Genomic DNA, 16,523 nt, shown 5'->3' with positions numbered 1-16,523 from the left:
CTTTGATTAATAAGATTTTCGCTTTTTTGTAACGTTAAATCAATTTATACTCATTTAGCATATCTTGTGTTTCTGCCAAACTGTTGAACATCATAACGTCTATAATCGATAGCCAAGGGATGAAATCATTATTGAATTGTTTATAAGCAACAAGATTGGATGATAAGAAGCGGAGGCTTACTCCCTTTTTCTCGAAGTCCTTTGGATGGTACAGTTCTTGTCCGCCAATTGCATTATAATAATCTTTTGCTCCTAGAGTCTTACATATAGCTATTACCTTATCTTGTCCCGCAAGAGTTTGATCTATATCAATTGTTGATGAAATAATAATTTTAGTATGAATATTCAGATATTTACAAACCTCTTTGATTGAATTATAAATATATAAGAAAAGATTTTTCTCTTTGTAGTTGATAATATCTTCCACAATTGGTATCACCTGCTCAAAATAAGGAGCCTTGCGATATGATTCTCTTATCTGATTTATTAATTTTTTCTTATCGAAAGAATCGGCTACAGAGCGATCTTTTATATCCAGATAATCGGAATCTTTTTCTACCGATATTGAGATTAGCGTATCCTTGTTGTTTTGTAGGATGCGATTACGGTTGATCCATCCTTTTTTTGTATATTTAGCATTATCGTATATTACATACTTATCTACGGCATTCAGTAGCTGAAAATAGCCAATGTATGGCATAAAATAAGGCTGCATTATTCCTAAAATCATTTTTCCCAAGGTTTATTTTTAATTAGCTCGCATATTTTTCCTACTTCTTCAAACTCCAAATCTGCGTACATCGGTAAGCATACAATTTCTTTAGACACTTGTGCTGCAACGGGCAGGTTGCTAACACTGGCAGAAGGAAGTCCTCTATATGTCGGGAAATCACTTATAAGAGGATAGAAATAACGGCGTCCGAATATATCATACTCCTGCAACTTGAAATACAGATCATCACGATTCATGCCATACCCAGCTGTATTTACTCGTATTGGATAATAAGGGTAAGTATGCTCTACTCCTTCGCCGACAGTCATATAAGTGATTCCTTTCACATCTTTTAGCAGGTTGTCATATAATTTAGCTAGCTCTAGACGTTTAGCGATATAATTATCTACATGTTTCAATTGCAGTGAGCCATAAGCTGCTTGCAATTCATTCATCTTCGCATTTATACCCGGCTCAATAACAGTTGTTTCGTTCCTGAATCCGAAGTTTTTTAATAAATCGATACGCTGTTTCGTCTTTTCATCCTGACAAACAATCGCACCTCCTTCTATTGTATTGTAAACCTTTGTTGCATGGAAACTGAGAATAGATAAATCACCCCAATTCATTACCGACTGTCCATCTTTTTTAACAGCAAAAGCATGAGCAGCATCATATATTACACGTAGCCCGTAGGTGTCTGCTATGCGTTGTATTTCTTCTACATTGCACGGATTGCCATAGACATGCACCGGCATGATGGCGGTTGTCTTTGGCGTAATGGCCGCTTCTATCTTTTCCGGATCTATATTATAGTTCTTACTATCTATGTCTACAAATACAGGCTTGATGTTGTTCCACCACAATGAGTGTGTTGTTGCAACAAAGCTGAATGGAGTGGTGATAACTTCACCTGTGATACGTAAGGCCTGTAATGCTGTTATTAATGCCAGTGTCCCATTGGCGAATACAGAGATGTGCTTAACGCCAAGATAATCTGCCAGTTCTTTTTCGAACTGTTCATGAAACGGACCATTGTTTGTCAACCATTTATTATCCCATATTTTTTGCAGATAGGGAATAAATTCATCCAAAGGTGGAATCGCCGGTTGGGTAACCATTATTTTTTTGTTCATAATCTTTTACCTAATAAGTTTATTGTATAAGTTTCTAATCCATAAAGGAGTAAAGCTCTTTATTCTGCCTCTGAAAGATTTATCTCCGTAAAGTAAAATTTCGAGTCTCTGTTTATGTTTTGTGAAGGTTTCTGTATAGTTATAGTTCAAATACTTGTCGTATTTATTTATCAGCTCGATAACCTTTGCACACTGGTCTTTTTCGTCCATCCGCGACCATTGTCCGTTATCATGTATCCTATATGCCGAAGTTACGTCTTTGAGATATAGCAAGGGTGCAAATTGTCCCATATACATCCCTAGCATCCAATCGGCTATTTCCATATCAAACAGTTTTGGGTCTAATTGCTGTATATATTTTCCTCTGAATACGCAACAAGACAGATTACCTATGCGGTTTCCCAATGCCAACTGATCGGTAGTGATCAGTTCATAGTCTGTATCAAGAGTCCAGTCAAATGTTTCTTCTCTATGTTGATCTTCAAACAGACATATGTGCCTGTTGTAACTCATAGAGGAGTTTGGTATCTTCTCCAGATGGTTGATATGATTCTCCAGGTGGGATGCCTTTACCCAATAGTCGTCACCTTCCATGATGGCAACATAGTCTCCTGTACATGTTGCAAAAGCCTGTTGGTAATTGCGTATATATCCTACATTTTGTCCTTTATGTAAATAATGGAAAATAAATTTTGTTTTCGATTCATACTCCTTTATAATCTCTACAGTATTGTCGGTAGAGCAATCGTCGGCAACAATAATCTCAACATTGTGAGATGTTTCCTGCATCAAAATACTCTCCAATGCCGGACGTATATAATTGCTGTGATTGTATGTAATGAGTATGATATTTATCTTCATATTTTGTAAAACTCTGTTCTTACATTCGAATATTGTCCAATGGTCTTTTCTCTGTAAAAATACAGTTATGAAAAGAGCTTTCTTAATACTTTTTGTACAAAACGGAATGGTTTGTATATCATTCTACCCAATTTGTATTCTGGGGTATGATAATGCCAGTAAAGTTCTTTATTGTATGTTTCTGCTTTAATCCGATCTCTAACAGGATTCAAATACTCAAGAAACAAAGGTATATGATTCTTAAACATTTGTAAAAGCATTGCATCATTTTTATCTGTTTCACGGAATATACGCATCGATCGTGAAACTTCTTTTATCCTATAATAATAGTGAAAGTCATTAAGTTTTATAACCCTATCATTCGGTGTGATCAACGAAAGGTAAAAATCCCAGTCCTCTATACCGTCAAACATATTCGGATTGTAACCTCCGGCTTCAAGAAAGTCCGATTTTCGGAATATGGCTGAATTGTAGATTTGGTTCTCTGTAAGCATTTTTTCAAATACAAAATCCGGATTTATCTTTTTTTCATTTACATCGCCAAATAATATTGTATCACTATATATTAGTTTTATCTCAGGGTCTTTTGTAAATGCCTTTATTGCCTCGCTAAAATAATGAGGACCTAACTTATCGTCTCCATCCAAAGGAACTATATATTCTCCAATAGCTTGAACAACTCCATAGTTTCTGGTATCACAAACCCCGCTGTTTTTTTTCCAAAAATATTTGAACCGCTTGTCTTTTTCTATCCATAGTTTTGCAACTTCTTCTGTATTGTCAGGAGAACCATCATTAACCATAATACATTCCCAATGAGGATAATCCTGATCGAGAAGTGATTGTAGTGCCTCAGGCATATATTTAGCCTGATTATAGCACGGCATGATAACGGATATGATAGGGTTCATAATATAAAGTTTATAGTTTAAGCCATTTTAGTAAACCTAGCTTCTTTAAGTACCTTACACTTGTTGATGTTTTTAATTTATATAGCTCTTGTCTTTTCTCTATCCAATCTTTGTACAAAGCATTGTAGAGAGGATAAGAGTGAGCTATATGTTCGTTGCGCTCATCTATAAGCAATTGCTTGTTTGAAGCATTCGAACTGATTCCATCAATATAGAAAGTAGAGAAATAACCATCAATATGTCTGTATGTACATCTTAACAGGCATATAGCATCCATAAAGAAAGCCCAGTCTGAAGTTATCTTTTTTTCTTCCGAATAATATCCATATTTTACCAAAAGTTCTTTTTTTATAAAAGAAGCTGTGTGTGGCAGCGTGTCTTCTGCAAAATATTTAAAATCAGGATTGCTGGGATATTGTTTTATATAGCTTGTCTTTGATAAACTATCAGCAATTTCCATATCAAAATATACGATATCTTCCCCTGTAATTTGGGATATAATCGATTGTAAATCACAATCCTCTTTTATAACATCTCCACTGTTTACGAACAATATATATTGCCCTTTTGCTTGCCTGATCCCTTTATTCATAGCATTATATATGCCAGAGTCAGGTTCGCTGATCCAAAAGTTTATTTTGCTTTCATATTTTTTTATAACATCAACACTTCCGTCGGTAGAGTTCCCATCAATAACAATATATTCAATATCATACAGATCATTAGAGATAACGCTATTAATTGTTTTCTCTAACCCCGCGGCATTGTTATAGTTAATTGTTACAATAGATACTTTCATCTTGTTATGAGTCTAGATATTAATCTTTTGAGTTCGTAAAAAGCAACCATCGGGCGTTCCTTTATAAACATTGATAAAATAGCTTTGTTTACAGAATTCGAGTATGAAAACTTTAATTTATATGATTGCCATTTGTAATACCAATTCTTGCTATATTCTTTATCTAACTTCAAATGTAGCCTTTTTACTATAATTTCGGAAACTTTATAACCCTCTAATATTCCCAGTCCTCTGTCTTCGGATTTGTTTGATACATTTACCGAATGTGTTCTAAAATAATTTAGATACTCTTTTACTTCAGACACCGTAACTTCTCCCTCACCGCAAAAGCTGCCCCATAATAACCAGTCACCACAGTATTTGAAATTTACAATATTGTTCCACAGATTTGCGGCTATAGCATCTTTCTTGAAAATTACCATACTGGCATTACAAATAGGATTGCTATATAACAAATAGTTCTTAGTGAACTGATTGATATTCATCGAGTAATCGGGTAGGATAGCGGGTTGCTGCGTTACTGTATTGTTCCCTTTGTCAACGATTGTCGTAAGAGCAAAGCAGAGTACTGAATTATATTTAGAAATAAAATCCATCGTTTTTTCAAGAAACGTAAGCTCTGCATAATCGTCACTTTCAGCAATCCAGATATATTCTCCTTGGGCTAACTCAATCCCTTTCTTCCACTGTTTAAATGTAGAACCGGAATTAGTCTCATTATATATAATATGTGATATATGAGAATTACTTCTATATTCTTCAATTATATCTTTACTATTGTCCGGTGAACAATCATCCAAGATTATCAGCTCAAAGTCCTGGTATGTCTGATTTAGTATTGATTCAATACGTTGTCTCAGATATGGAGCATGATTATAATTGGGAAGAATAACTGATACCATTTTTAGCTGTTTTTAATATCTATTTTCCAGGAGTTGGAATCGCTTGCCGTTTTGAAATAATATATCTCTTCATCTTTTAGATTCTGGTCGTCAATATACCATCCCTTATGTTGTGCTGTATAATCTCCGGCTATTCTTATTGCCGAATAAAAATTCAACAAATTATATTGATATTGTGGTGGATATAAAGCAAACGTTGTATCCAGTTCATTCAAATACAAATTTTCTCCAACGAGATTCTCCCAATGCTTTTTTTCCCACTCTAAAACTTTTGCCTTATGTTGGTAATAGTCAGGAATATCATCAATCTTGAGAGCAAAACCAACTTTGGTAATATGTTTATTATTATCCAGTATACTTATCATTTTATATAAATATTCTAGCGGTAGATTTGCGTTTGGGATAATATCCGAATCTGTTACAATATGATATCCTTTAGAGTATTTCTTATATAAATCTTGATTTTCCCAAAAAACCATGTGACCATAGTTTTTGTGCATATATTCTATCTTAATATCCTTTTCGATCTCTTTATAGTATTCTAAAAGAGGTGGATATGTTGAATTATTGTCAACTATAACAATGTTTTTATGTCTTCTTTCCTGTAAAAATTTTACAAGGATTTTTAAATCGGCGAGACGGTTATAGTTAATTATAATTATAGGAATAATCAGAGGATCATTTTTTTGTTGACGGACCGTCTTATTGAAAAGATAGATCAAAGAATTCTTTCGACGATTGTAGATATACTCTTTCCAAAAAGAATATGAAAACAAACTCAAAAAAACAACCCTTTTCATAAATAAAAATAAATTAATTCTATTATTTTATCAATCCGAACTTCTGTTTGATATTTCGTAAAAAATCATTTAGTTTACTGTATTTCTTTACTTTTTCATATTTATTTTTGAGAATTTCATATTCATATCTAGTAACAAAATTTTCTAAGAAGAAATCTTCGATATTTATACCTCTTCTTTTTGCTGCACTAAGTATTGTAAACCATTTCCAGTAGTATGCTTTATCTGAATTAGATAAAGTTGATATTCCAGAGTTATGAACTCTATAATAATAAAGAAACTTGTCTAGGAAGAATGTTTTCCCTGTTTCGTACAATTTATAATATAAATCTTGATCTACAGCTCTAATTAAATATGAATCTATTCCATCTGTCTTGTCATAAAAGCTCTTTTTGAAAGAAGCAAATGCAGTAAACTCTCCATACATATTGAAAAACATTTTTTCTCCAAAAGGTACATTTTTTGCTGCCGAATATTCCCCTAGTATTTCTAGTTTTTCATCACAAAAATAAAGTTTGGAATGTACTAGAGAACAATCTGGATTTTGTTCATGAGCTGCAATCATTTCAGCCAAAGCGTCTTTCGATAGAATGTCATCCGGATCTAAAAAACCACAGATTACTCCAGAAGCTTCATCAACACATCTTCTTTTGGTATATCCACATCGTTTGTTTTCTGTATTACGAAAAACTTTTATTTTCTCATTCTTTTGATAGTTATCATAAGCATCGGATGACGAATCTGTCGAAAAATCGTCTACAATAATTATTTCCCAATTATTATATGTCTGATCGAATATACTCTGGATAGCATCCTCGATATATATTCCATTATTATAATTGGCTATAAGAACAGAGAATAATGGATTATTCATTTTATCAAAATATATTCAATTCTACATCTATATTATTTTCTATAAAAATATCATCAACATTAAATTGATAGTCTTTTTATTTTGCATATTCAGAGATAATAGAGTTTAAATTATCTATATGAATTTTCATACTGAAATTTTCATAAATATTCATTCTTCCCTTTTCTCCCATCTCTTTTGCTTTAAGTTCATTTTCTAATATATATATCATGTTTTGAGCCATGCCGTCAACATCATGCTCATCTACAAGTAAGCCTGTTTCCCCATCTATTATCACGTCAGGGATTCCTGCATGTTTTGTTGATATTACCGGAAGAGCCGCAGCAGAGGCTTCAATAATAGCAACTGGGGTTCCTTCCATATCGCCATCGATTGCTGTTAAGGAGTGTTGCACAAAAGCTCGAACTTTCTCATAATAGCTCATCAATTCTTGATGTTTGGCTTGCCCTATAAATATAATGTTTTCTTCGATCTTTAGATATTTTGAAAGATTGATACATGTATTTAGTAGTACTCCATCTCCAGCCATATATAGCTTAGCCCTCGGAAACTTCTCTAGCACCTTTTTAAAGGCCAGTATTGTAAGATATGGTGCTTTTTTGTCAACAAAGCGTCCAATAGATAGAAATGCTTCTGACTTATATGAGGGGGTAACGGAGAAGAAATTATCTTCAGGACCATAGGTGATATACTTTAGCTTCTCAGGAGGGCATCCTATTTTAATTAAATTCTGTTCCATTATTTTAGAGACAGCTATGATAACTGAGGCATATTTAAACATTTCTTTATAAGCATCCCTGTATTCCTCCAAAACTCTTGTCATCGAAGCATCATATCCATGGAAATGAACGATAAGTGGCAATCCCATTTTTTTGCATATGTCCATCATTGCATATCCTGTAGGACCATATTCTGCATAAACAATATTAATTTTTTCCCTTTTGAAGCTTTTTTCTAATGCTTTATATTCTGGTGATGGAATATTCTTTATCTGAAATACATTTGCCTTAATATAATCAGCTAATCTTTCTTTGGATGATATCCACAAATGACCACTCCCTTCTAGATGTGTAGGGAAGTGCCCACCATAATAAAACTTCACATTTCCTTCGAAATTTTTTTTATGGTTTTGAATGAATGTTTCTGAATATGCATTCAAGTTAGGAGAAATTAGAGCTATATTTTTCATAAAAGTCTATTTTGTAGCTGTGGCAAATAAATTAGGGATCATCAGTCCTTCGTAGAAGTTCGTAGGTACAGTATCTTTTTTTATTAAAAATTTTATGATTGGTTTTAGAATCTTGGACAGGATTTTTTGTTTTTGACTAGAAATACCACTTCTTTTGACCCATAATCCTAACATTTGTGCCATACTTGCATGCCATCCTCCACTAGATTTAACTTCAATATTTCTGAATCCGACATCTTCTAAGAGCCGACGTAAAGCAAACGGAGTGTATCTATATTCATCATGTGGTGTTTCATGTAGTGGCCATAAGAAGGGAACAGTCAGCAGAATATATCCATCTTTTTTCAATACCCTGTACATTTCTTTCAATACTAGCTCGGGCATAGGGCAGTGTTCTAACACTTCTGTAGCTAAAAGTGTATCATAACTCTCGTCCTTAAATGGCATTTCTTTGCCATCCCATGTATAGTCAGGTTTTATTATCGTGTCGTATTCCATAGCAGTCTCTATATCAAGACCTATATATGTATTCACTTCACTATTTTCTAATATATACTTCTTATATGGCATTTTACCACATCCTACATCCAATAAGGTCCCCTTTAATGATGGTAAAGTATTTTTAACTACATTAAAAATAAAGCTACGCATTAAATATCTATCCAAATTATCTGAGGTAAAAGGAATATTAATAAAATTATCGTATGGTTTCTTATTTGCCATCATCTATTTTTTTTACATTCCATATTGAGTCCTCTACATAAGTCGCATTTCTTGGTCCCCAATAATAATCACGAATTTCTCCAAAAACTTTAACCTCAAAAGGAGTAATATTTTCTATGGTTTCATATTTTTCTCGAGATATCCTATCTGAAAAATGAACGATCAAACTATATGTCCCCGGGTATAGATGTACGAATGGAATAGAAGATTTTAACCTATATATTCCTTCTTCATCACAAAAAGGGTTTTCTTCATATAAGTTCAATATATGGGTTATCGGTACCCCTTCGCTATTAAGTACTTGGTAAGAGACAGCTGCTGACGGTATTCTGTAGGGAGTATGAACATCGATAATAATATCCATCGGTTTCCCAAATTGTTGAATATTATTATTGTGAGATGTTTTACATTCAACTCTAATCACATTGGGTTTGTTATTATTTATCTTGCGTTGATATATATTCTCTTGAGTTCCACTCATAGATAAATATTTCTGAATAACAACATCTGTTCTGTCATAAGTACAAACCTGTCCATTTTCTAATAAAACACTGTTCTGTGTTAATGTTGAAACGGATTGCATATTATGACTTACAAACAATACTGTACGACCATCTCCTTTCGACACATCTTGCATCTTGCCAATCGCTTTTTTCTGAAATTCGGCATCTCCTACAGCCAATACTTCATCCACAACGAGTATTTCGGGTTCCAAATGTGCTGCAATCGCAAAGCCAAGACGAACTGTCATACCCGAAGAGTAACGTTTAACAGGGGTATCTATATATTTCTCTACGCCTGCAAAATCTACAATCTCATCTAGTTTTCTCTTTATTTCAGCTTTAGTCATTCCCATGATTGAGCCATTCATGAAGATATTTTCACGACCGGTCATTTCGGGGTGAAATCCTGTCCCTACCTCCAATAGAGATGCTATTCGACCTTTGGCTCTAATTGTTCCGGTAGAAGGAGATGTTACTCTCGATAATATCTTAAGCAAGGTTGATTTTCCTGCACCGTTTTTACCGATTATGCCTAACACTTCTCCTTGTTTTACATCAAAAGTTATATCTTTAAGTGCCCAGATATATTTGCTGCTAGCCTTTGATGAACGATCATTGACTTCTCCTATTTTCAGATAGGGGTCATCCTTGCCTCTTACAACATGCCACCAGCGGTTTAGGTCGTGTGCTATAGTTCCTGTGCCCACTAATCCTAAACGATATTGCTTAGATATATTTTCAAATTTTATTGCGATGTCTGACATATTCAGATTTGTTTATTTCTGTTGTTTTTGATATTTATATAATCTTATCTCGGCACATGTATCGTACCATGCCCAGAAAAAAGATAATAAGAGTCCATACAATCCATCTTGATACCCTTTCATCTTGAGAAAACAGGAGTGAAAAGCTTTGAATGGACGTTTTATAATGCCTTTTTTTGAAGCAATAAATCCCATGAAATTCCTTGATTCAGCTTCCATTTTCAAGTATCTTAAATGTTTTTCCCGCAATTGAGAAAAATTGATCATCCAATAATGATGATCTATATTTTTCCCTTTGTATGCAATCCAAAACGGTTTATAAGGAGGAAGTACGGTTCTGCCCGCATGTACTACGCCTGTCATTTTACATCTGTCTTTGTGAAACAATAGCATACGGGAGTGAATACCGCCCCAGCGTGTTCCTTTCAATGGATGCTTTTTGTAATAATATATACAAGGAACGAGTATTGCTCCAATATTATCAGGGATTCCTTTTTCAAAAAGTGCTATTATATCTTTATATAGCTCAAAGCTAATTCGTTCATCGGGATCTATTATAAGTATCCAATCATATTTTTCCGATTTGTAATATTCTGCAACAATAGCTTCGCCTAGCGGTACCCTCTCGTGCTCTATGATTTCATTACTATATTGCTTGGCTATTTCTATCGAATTATCATTAGAGCCTTGATCTACATATTTTATATTCTCGCAAAAAGAAATTGACTTCAGACAATCCTCCAAAATATATCCTTCATTGTACCCTGTAACAATGGCGCTGAAAGGAAGCTTTTTGTATGTATTAACATTGTCTACCATATTTGCCAATCTATGTCGATACTTATACATTTAGCAGAGTCCATCCTCATTCCTAGATACATACCCGGATTTGAACCAAAAGTACCTACGAAAAATGTACTGTTGTTTAGCACATCTAATGATGCAAATAGATTTAAATGCGCTTCTTTTATTATAGATTTATTTTCTTTTTTGAATTTAGCATGGTCGTACCCTTGCTCAGACTCTTTACAGAATGTGAATATCGTCCACTCTTTATATTTATTCCTTATTTCAGATATTACTCTAAAATCATCAGTTAATATAAAAGTATTCTTTATATTACTTATATTTTCTGCTCTATTCAGATAACTTGATGTTTCGACTAAATCTTGTTCAATATGCTTATCTCCGCGCCGTATATGAAAACCGATATAATCTTCTGGTAAATTTAGTAATCTTATTTTATTTTTTATCTCTGGAGCAGTTATTTCATTGTATTGCCATGTTAGGGATATTAATTTTTGGCATGCATCCTTTAATGAACAGTTTATAATTCCAATCTCTGGAATATTATATATGTTTTTTTCGTTTTTTCTGTCCCTTATCAGGAGCCATAAATCTTGAGTTAGAAAATTTATTCCATTAAATACCTTATATGCTTTAATTTTCAGTTTGTCTTTTCTTCCTAATCTTTCTTGGATGAAATCGTAGTTTCTAAAGTTATATTTTTTGTGAAAATTATCTTTAACCTCGTCACAAAACGGTAGAAAATAGTCAGTCCACCCGTATTGATACCCGAAATTAGCATCTTCAGAATATAGTATAAATTGGATCTTGTGTGTTAGGCAGTATAACATTGCTAATATCATATTGTTATACTCTGAGAAGAATCCTGCATCATATCCCAGATGAAAAACGAATTTTCTCTTGAAGGATTTATTTAGAGCATAATATTTTTCTCTCATTTCTGTAGCTTCCATCACACTACATCAATAAAGCTGCGTTCTACTTTGTTAAATACCCATGAACCGAGAATGATGACTATTATTGTAACAACAAAACTATAGCTGAGCCAAAACCAATCAACTGTACCTGCTCCCATAAATCCATATCTTAATGTTTCTACGATAGATGTTAATGGATTCAGCTGTATAAGCCACATATATTCTTCATATTTTTCTTTCATTACTGAGAGTGGATATATTATTGGTGTTGCATACATCCACAATCCGGTTACAAAACCAAATAGGATAGCCATGTCTCTATACTTTGTTGTAACAGAAGATATTATGATTCCAAATCCCAGTCCTAATCCGGCTAACATTAAAACCAATAACGGAAAAGAGAGAATATATATATTAGGCTTAATGGCTGTACCATTATATACAAAATAAAAGTATACTGCAAGGAATAGCCCTAGTTGGATTATTAATCGTACTAAATTGGAAATAACACTTGATATAGGAACTACTAATCGAGGAAAGTATACTTTGCTGAATACTCCGGCGTTACCGAGGAAGGTTCCTGAGGCTTTTCCCATACAGTCAGAAAAGTATCCCCAACATAATATTCCAGATAGGTAGAACAATGGCTGAGGTAGTCCATCCGTTGGTATTTGGGCTATATTTCCAAATACAAACATATACATTATTGTAGTAAATAGTGGTTGAATGATGAACCATAGAGGGCCGAGTACAGTTTGTTTGTATATAGTTACAACATCGCGGCGAACGTACATTTGTAATAAGTCACGATATTGCCAGACTTCTTTTATATTAAGGGAAAAATTGCTTCCGCGCGGTTTGATCTCTATATCCCAATGTTCTTTTTCAGTTTCCATTTAGATATTATATTGTTTCTATATTTGTTTGTGTGATTTTGAGTGTGCAAAGATAGTTATTTTTAATGTTAAAGATTTTTAAATAAAAAATAACTATAATAAAAAAACCCGTATGAGTGTATTACCTCATACAGGTTTCATAAATCTTAACTGTCGCTGGATTATTTTTTTACAGCAGTAGCTACAGAGTCAGCAGCAGCTTGAGCAGCAGCAGCGATTGAGTCAGCTTGAGCTTTAGCAGCAGCTTCAGCAGCTACTTGAGCTTCAACAGCAGCTAAAGAGTCAGCTTTAGCCTTAGCAGCAGCTTCTTCAGCAGCTTTGTTATTACATGATGCGAAAGAGATTGCGATAGCAGCAACAGCAAATAAAACTAATTTTTTCATTTTCTTTTCTATTAAAACTTAAACGGTAAATGTATTTGAGTTATAATTTCTGATAACACGATGCAAATATATACATATTTCTTTACATGTTGTACAGCACAATTATATTTTTTTTAGTGTTTTTTTTATTTTTTTCTGAGGGGGGTACTTTTTTACTGTTGCATTGATTGTAATTATCTAATTATCATATAGATATCTTTTTATGCTTTTTTTAGGAGTTTTTTCAAATTCACTCGGGTAAATTTGTACTGCCGATATATTTTCGTATGCTGCAAGCATCTTATTCAGGTTTTGCCTGTTTTGTTCCATTATTGCCGGCAACATTTCGTGATCTACATGGGCGGCATCCATAGTTTCATAATCAGGATGAGCTAATGCAACCAATTTACCATTTCGCTCTACGACGAGGCTTTCCAATACGAACGGCATATTGTTAAGCTTAGATTCTATTTCTTCCGGGAATATATTCTGTCCATTAGGGCCTAGCAACATCGTTTTGCTGCGTCCTCTTATGAAAATGGTGTTATTTCTATCTATAGTTCCCAAATCTCCTGTTTTCAACCAGCCATCTTCAGTAAAGGCTGCTTTGGTAGCTTCTTCATTTTTGTAATAACCTTTCATTACATTTTCTCCCCTTACTTGTATTTCTCCTACAATATTATATGGGTCTTGCGAGTCTATGCGGACTTCCATAATATTGTCTAATATCCTACCGCAAGAGGTGGGTATAAAATCGTAATGATGTTCGTATGAAATTAAAGGAGCACATTCTGTCATGCCATAACCAACCGTAAACGGAAATTTGATTTTGTGAAGAAAGGCTTCCACTTCTCCATTTAGAGCTGCACCACCAATAATCACCTCATGAAAATTACCACCTAAAGCATCTATTAAGCCTTTTCTTATTTTTGCATAAATCTGATCCTTTACAATCGGAATTTTCAAGGCCATTTTTATTGCAGGCTTCTCTATCTTAGGTAAAATTGCTTTTTTGTATATTTTTTCAATAACAAGAGGTACTGTTATAATAAGGTGTGGTTTTATTTCGGCAAAAGCCTCTGTCAATATTTTGGGCGAAGGAGCTCTTCCTAGTAGTGTCGTATGCGAGCCTTCGGTCAAGGAGTACAAAAATTCAAACGCACAGCCGTAAGCATGCGCCAATGGAAGAAAAGAAACGATATCTTGTCCTCTGAATAGTAATTTCAGATATTGGGCATGAGTTATATTTCCTGCAAGGTTATTGGCTGTAAGCATAACCCCTTTGCTAAAGCCTGTTGTTCCCGAAGTATAATTAATGAGTACTACTTCTGAGTTATCTACTTTAGCGTAATTAATATCATTAGGAGAGTAACCATTGGGGTACTTCTCCTTCATTTTTTTGTCTAACTCTTCTACCGCCAGGGAAAGTTTTTCTCCTTTTCCTTCGTGCAAGCAAGTAAGCTTGAAGTTATTAATAGAGAATACTCCTCTTACTCCCGGTATATGATCTTCATCCAGAGAGTCCCATATATTATTGGCTGTGAATAATAATTTTGATTCAGAGTGATTGATTATATGCTGTATATTGTCTGCATGGAAATCCTGTAGGATAGGTACAATGGTAGCACCATAAGTGATAACGGCAAGATAAGTAACACACCAAGGAATATTATTTTTGCCAATAAGAGCAACTTTATCTCCTTTTGCTATTTGAGCATCATCCAGTAATATATGTATTCTAGCTATTTCACGAGCCAGATCTTTATAAAACAATGTTTTTTTTTCGGAATAGTCAGACAAGCCCTTCAAGTCCCAATTGTTTCTAAAACTGTCTTCATATAAGGTTATTAGATTCTTGTCAATCATGATTTGTTGCTCATTTTTATAAATTTTGTGCAAAAATAGAGACTATCATCATAATCTACAACTATTTTATATGTAAAGTTTCACGTAATTGTGTAATTTTGTACTCTTTTTGTATGACAATAATTAATAAATTGCTTGTAGAACAAAGTTATTTATTTCAATATTATTAAATTAGGTTCTGTAATATACAATGATAGATAATTCAATTTTTGAGAATAAAAAAGCAGCCTATCTCACATTGGGCTGTAAATTAAACTTTGCAGAGACATCAGCTATCGGACGACAATTGTCCCAAGTTGGTGTTCGTAGATCCAGAGATGGGGAAGTTGCAGATATATGTGTTATAAATACTTGCTCCGTAACCGAATTTGCAGATAAGAAGTGCCGTCAGGCTGTACGTAAAATGATTAAAGAAAACCCCGGTGCTTATGTTATAGTAACAGGATGCTACGCTCAGCTTAAACCCGAAGATATTGCGGGTATAAAAGGTGTGGATATTGTACTGGGATCGGAGCAGAAGCTTGATGTAGTAGCTTATCTTGACGAACTAAAGAAAAAAGATAAAGGGGTCGTACATACTTCTAAAACGAATAAGATAAAGTCATTTGTTCCATCGTGTTCGCAGGATGATCGTACCCGCTATTTTCTGAAAGTGCAGGATGGGTGTGATTACTTTTGTTCTTTTTGTACTATTCCTTTTGCCAGAGGACGTAGTCGTAATGGTTCGATAGAAAGTATGGTACAGCAGGCAAAAGAGGTTGCTGAAAAAGGAGGGAAGGAGATTGTTCTAACAGGTGTAAATATCGGAGACTTTGGTAGAACCACGGGCGAAACTTTTTTTGACTTGGTTAAGGCTTTAGATGAAGTCGAGGGTATTGAGCGTTATCGGATTTCATCAATAGAGCCGAATTTGCTTACCGATGAGATTATACAATTTGTAGCTCAATCAAAACGTTTTGCGCCTCATTTTCATATCCCTTTACAGTCGGGTTCGGATGCTGTGCTTAAATTGATGCGTCGCCGCTACGATACTGCATTATTCAGACATAAAGTAGAAAAGATTAAATCCGTAATGCCTGATGCATTTATCGGAGTTGATGTTATTGTTGGTACAAGAGGAGAGACCGATGAATATTTTGAAGAAGCAAAAGCTTTCTTAGAAAGTCTTGATTTTTCACAATTGCATGTTTTTACATATTCTGAACGTCCGAATACGCAGGCTTTGAAAATAGATCACGAAGTAGATCCTAAAACTAAGCATGCACGTTGTAAGGCTCTACTTGACCTATCAGACGAAAAATTACAGGCATTCTATCAGTCGCAGCAAGGTACAAAGCGAAAAGTGTTATTTGAGCATACTCAACATGATAGCGTTATGTACGGTTTTACTGAGAATTATATAAAAGTAGAAACTCAGTATCATGCACATAAAGCGAATGAAATAAAAATGATAACTTTGGGCGATTTTAATTCCATAAAAACAGCTCTTACTGAGATCTGA

The 16,523-nt window shown here is 34.1% G+C and carries 17 protein-coding genes; 1 reads left to right on the top strand and 16 read right to left on the bottom strand.

Annotated features, from left to right (window positions below):
• Positions 1–34: 34 nt before the first annotated feature.
• The 16 genes from BGO84_RS01525 to BGO84_RS01450 form a co-directional block, all read right to left on the bottom strand.
• Entirely contained in the window at positions 35–730 is a 696-nt protein-coding gene (locus BGO84_RS01525) for a WbqC family protein (protein WP_291027035.1), read from the bottom strand.
• Positions 727–1,848: a DegT/DnrJ/EryC1/StrS family aminotransferase gene (locus BGO84_RS01520; protein WP_291027033.1), complete on the bottom strand. Its 1,122-nt coding sequence runs from the start codon at positions 1,846–1,848 to the stop codon at positions 727–729. Before BGO84_RS01520 ends, BGO84_RS01525 begins: the two co-directional genes overlap by 4 nt.
• Positions 1,849–1,854: 6 nt before the next feature.
• Positions 1,855–2,709 carry a glycosyltransferase gene (locus tag BGO84_RS01515; RefSeq protein ID WP_291027031.1) on the bottom strand — a complete coding sequence of 285 codons (855 nt, stop codon included), beginning with the start codon at positions 2,707–2,709 and terminating at the stop codon, positions 1,855–1,857.
• 65 nt (positions 2,710–2,774) lie between these two features.
• Complete coding sequence (locus tag BGO84_RS01510) at positions 2,775–3,620, bottom strand: glycosyltransferase (protein WP_291027029.1); 846 nt, start codon at positions 3,618–3,620, stop codon at positions 2,775–2,777.
• A 10-nt stretch (positions 3,621–3,630) separates the two neighbouring features.
• Positions 3,631–4,419: a glycosyltransferase family 2 protein gene (locus BGO84_RS01505; RefSeq protein ID WP_291027027.1), complete on the bottom strand. Its 789-nt coding sequence runs from the start codon at positions 4,417–4,419 to the stop codon at positions 3,631–3,633.
• The gene (locus BGO84_RS01500; RefSeq protein WP_291027025.1) at positions 4,416–5,321 is read right to left on the bottom strand and encodes a glycosyltransferase family 2 protein; all 906 of its coding nucleotides are present in this window, start codon (positions 5,319–5,321) and stop codon (positions 4,416–4,418) included. The genes BGO84_RS01505 and BGO84_RS01500 overlap by 4 nt, the downstream gene beginning before the upstream one ends.
• Positions 5,322–5,323: 2 nt before the next feature.
• Positions 5,324–6,121: a glycosyltransferase gene (locus tag BGO84_RS01495; protein WP_291027023.1), complete on the bottom strand. Its 798-nt coding sequence runs from the start codon at positions 6,119–6,121 to the stop codon at positions 5,324–5,326.
• 22 nt (positions 6,122–6,143) lie between these two features.
• Entirely contained in the window at positions 6,144–6,995 is an 852-nt protein-coding gene (locus tag BGO84_RS01490) for a glycosyltransferase (protein WP_291027021.1), read from the bottom strand.
• 76 nt (positions 6,996–7,071) lie between these two features.
• Positions 7,072–8,184 carry a glycosyltransferase family 4 protein gene (locus BGO84_RS01485; RefSeq protein WP_291027019.1) on the bottom strand — a complete coding sequence of 371 codons (1,113 nt, stop codon included), beginning with the start codon at positions 8,182–8,184 and terminating at the stop codon, positions 7,072–7,074.
• A gap of 6 nt (positions 8,185–8,190) precedes the next feature.
• Positions 8,191–8,835 (bottom strand): class I SAM-dependent methyltransferase, encoded by a 645-nt coding sequence (locus tag BGO84_RS01480; RefSeq protein WP_291027017.1) that lies wholly within the window; start codon positions 8,833–8,835, stop codon positions 8,191–8,193.
• Positions 8,836–8,896: 61 nt separating this feature from the next.
• Entirely contained in the window at positions 8,897–10,174 is a 1,278-nt protein-coding gene (locus tag BGO84_RS01475; protein ID WP_291027015.1) for a polysaccharide ABC transporter ATP-binding protein, read from the bottom strand.
• 12 nt (positions 10,175–10,186) lie between these two features.
• Positions 10,187–10,993, bottom strand: a complete 807-nt coding sequence (locus BGO84_RS01470) for a glycosyltransferase (protein ID WP_291027013.1) — start codon at positions 10,991–10,993, stop codon at positions 10,187–10,189.
• Positions 10,987–11,934, bottom strand: a complete 948-nt coding sequence (locus tag BGO84_RS01465) for a hypothetical protein (RefSeq protein WP_291027011.1) — start codon at positions 11,932–11,934, stop codon at positions 10,987–10,989. Before BGO84_RS01465 ends, BGO84_RS01470 begins: the two co-directional genes overlap by 7 nt.
• Positions 11,934–12,794 (bottom strand): ABC transporter permease, encoded by an 861-nt coding sequence (locus BGO84_RS01460; protein WP_291027009.1) that lies wholly within the window; start codon positions 12,792–12,794, stop codon positions 11,934–11,936. Before BGO84_RS01460 ends, BGO84_RS01465 begins: the two co-directional genes overlap by 1 nt.
• Positions 12,795–12,955: 161 nt before the next feature.
• Positions 12,956–13,177: a hypothetical protein gene (locus BGO84_RS01455; protein ID WP_006843518.1), complete on the bottom strand. Its 222-nt coding sequence runs from the start codon at positions 13,175–13,177 to the stop codon at positions 12,956–12,958.
• Between the two features lie 177 nt (positions 13,178–13,354).
• Positions 13,355–15,022: an AMP-binding protein gene (locus tag BGO84_RS01450; protein WP_291027006.1), complete on the bottom strand. Its 1,668-nt coding sequence runs from the start codon at positions 15,020–15,022 to the stop codon at positions 13,355–13,357.
• A gap of 190 nt (positions 15,023–15,212) precedes the next feature.
• Here BGO84_RS01450 and mtaB point away from each other — a divergent pair, with 190 nt between their 5' ends.
• On the top strand, positions 15,213–16,523 hold the full coding sequence (gene mtaB / locus BGO84_RS01445) for a tRNA (N(6)-L-threonylcarbamoyladenosine(37)-C(2))-methylthiotransferase MtaB (protein ID WP_291027003.1): 1,311 nt from the start codon (positions 15,213–15,215) through the stop codon (positions 16,521–16,523).

This window comes from Dysgonomonas sp. 37-18, assembly GCF_001899125.1.
Taxonomy (GTDB): Bacteria; Bacteroidota; Bacteroidia; order Bacteroidales; family Dysgonomonadaceae; genus Dysgonomonas.
This window is presented reverse-complemented; position numbering and strand designations above follow the sequence as displayed.

Coding starts and splice junctions, on each gene's coding strand:
- BGO84_RS01520 (WP_291027033.1), bottom strand. CDS start 1,848: ATGAACAAAAAAATAATGGTTACCCAACCGGCGATTCCACCTTTGGAT.
- BGO84_RS01455 (WP_006843518.1), bottom strand. CDS start 13,177: ATGAAAAAATTAGTTTTATTTGCTGTTGCTGCTATCGCAATCTCTTTC.
- BGO84_RS01470 (WP_291027013.1), bottom strand. CDS start 10,993: ATGGTAGACAATGTTAATACATACAAAAAGCTTCCTTTCAGCGCCATT.
- BGO84_RS01450 (WP_291027006.1), bottom strand. CDS start 15,022: ATGATTGACAAGAATCTAATAACCTTATATGAAGACAGTTTTAGAAAC.
- BGO84_RS01490 (WP_291027021.1), bottom strand. CDS start 6,995: ATGAATAATCCATTATTCTCTGTTCTTATAGCCAATTATAATAATGGA.
- BGO84_RS01460 (WP_291027009.1), bottom strand. CDS start 12,794: ATGGAAACTGAAAAAGAACATTGGGATATAGAGATCAAACCGCGCGGA.
- BGO84_RS01500 (WP_291027025.1), bottom strand. CDS start 5,321: ATGGTATCAGTTATTCTTCCCAATTATAATCATGCTCCATATCTGAGA.
- BGO84_RS01525 (WP_291027035.1), bottom strand. CDS start 730: ATGATTTTAGGAATAATGCAGCCTTATTTTATGCCATACATTGGCTAT.
- BGO84_RS01465 (WP_291027011.1), bottom strand. CDS start 11,934: ATGGAAGCTACAGAAATGAGAGAAAAATATTATGCTCTAAATAAATCC.
- BGO84_RS01510 (WP_291027029.1), bottom strand. CDS start 3,620: ATGAACCCTATCATATCCGTTATCATGCCGTGCTATAATCAGGCTAAA.
- BGO84_RS01515 (WP_291027031.1), bottom strand. CDS start 2,709: ATGAAGATAAATATCATACTCATTACATACAATCACAGCAATTATATA.
- BGO84_RS01475 (WP_291027015.1), bottom strand. CDS start 10,174: ATGTCAGACATCGCAATAAAATTTGAAAATATATCTAAGCAATATCGT.
- BGO84_RS01505 (WP_291027027.1), bottom strand. CDS start 4,419: ATGAAAGTATCTATTGTAACAATTAACTATAACAATGCCGCGGGGTTA.
- BGO84_RS01485 (WP_291027019.1), bottom strand. CDS start 8,184: ATGAAAAATATAGCTCTAATTTCTCCTAACTTGAATGCATATTCAGAA.
- BGO84_RS01495 (WP_291027023.1), bottom strand. CDS start 6,121: ATGAAAAGGGTTGTTTTTTTGAGTTTGTTTTCATATTCTTTTTGGAAA.
- BGO84_RS01480 (WP_291027017.1), bottom strand. CDS start 8,835: ATGCGTAGCTTTATTTTTAATGTAGTTAAAAATACTTTACCATCATTA.
- mtaB (WP_291027003.1), top strand. CDS start 15,213: ATGATAGATAATTCAATTTTTGAGAATAAAAAAGCAGCCTATCTCACA.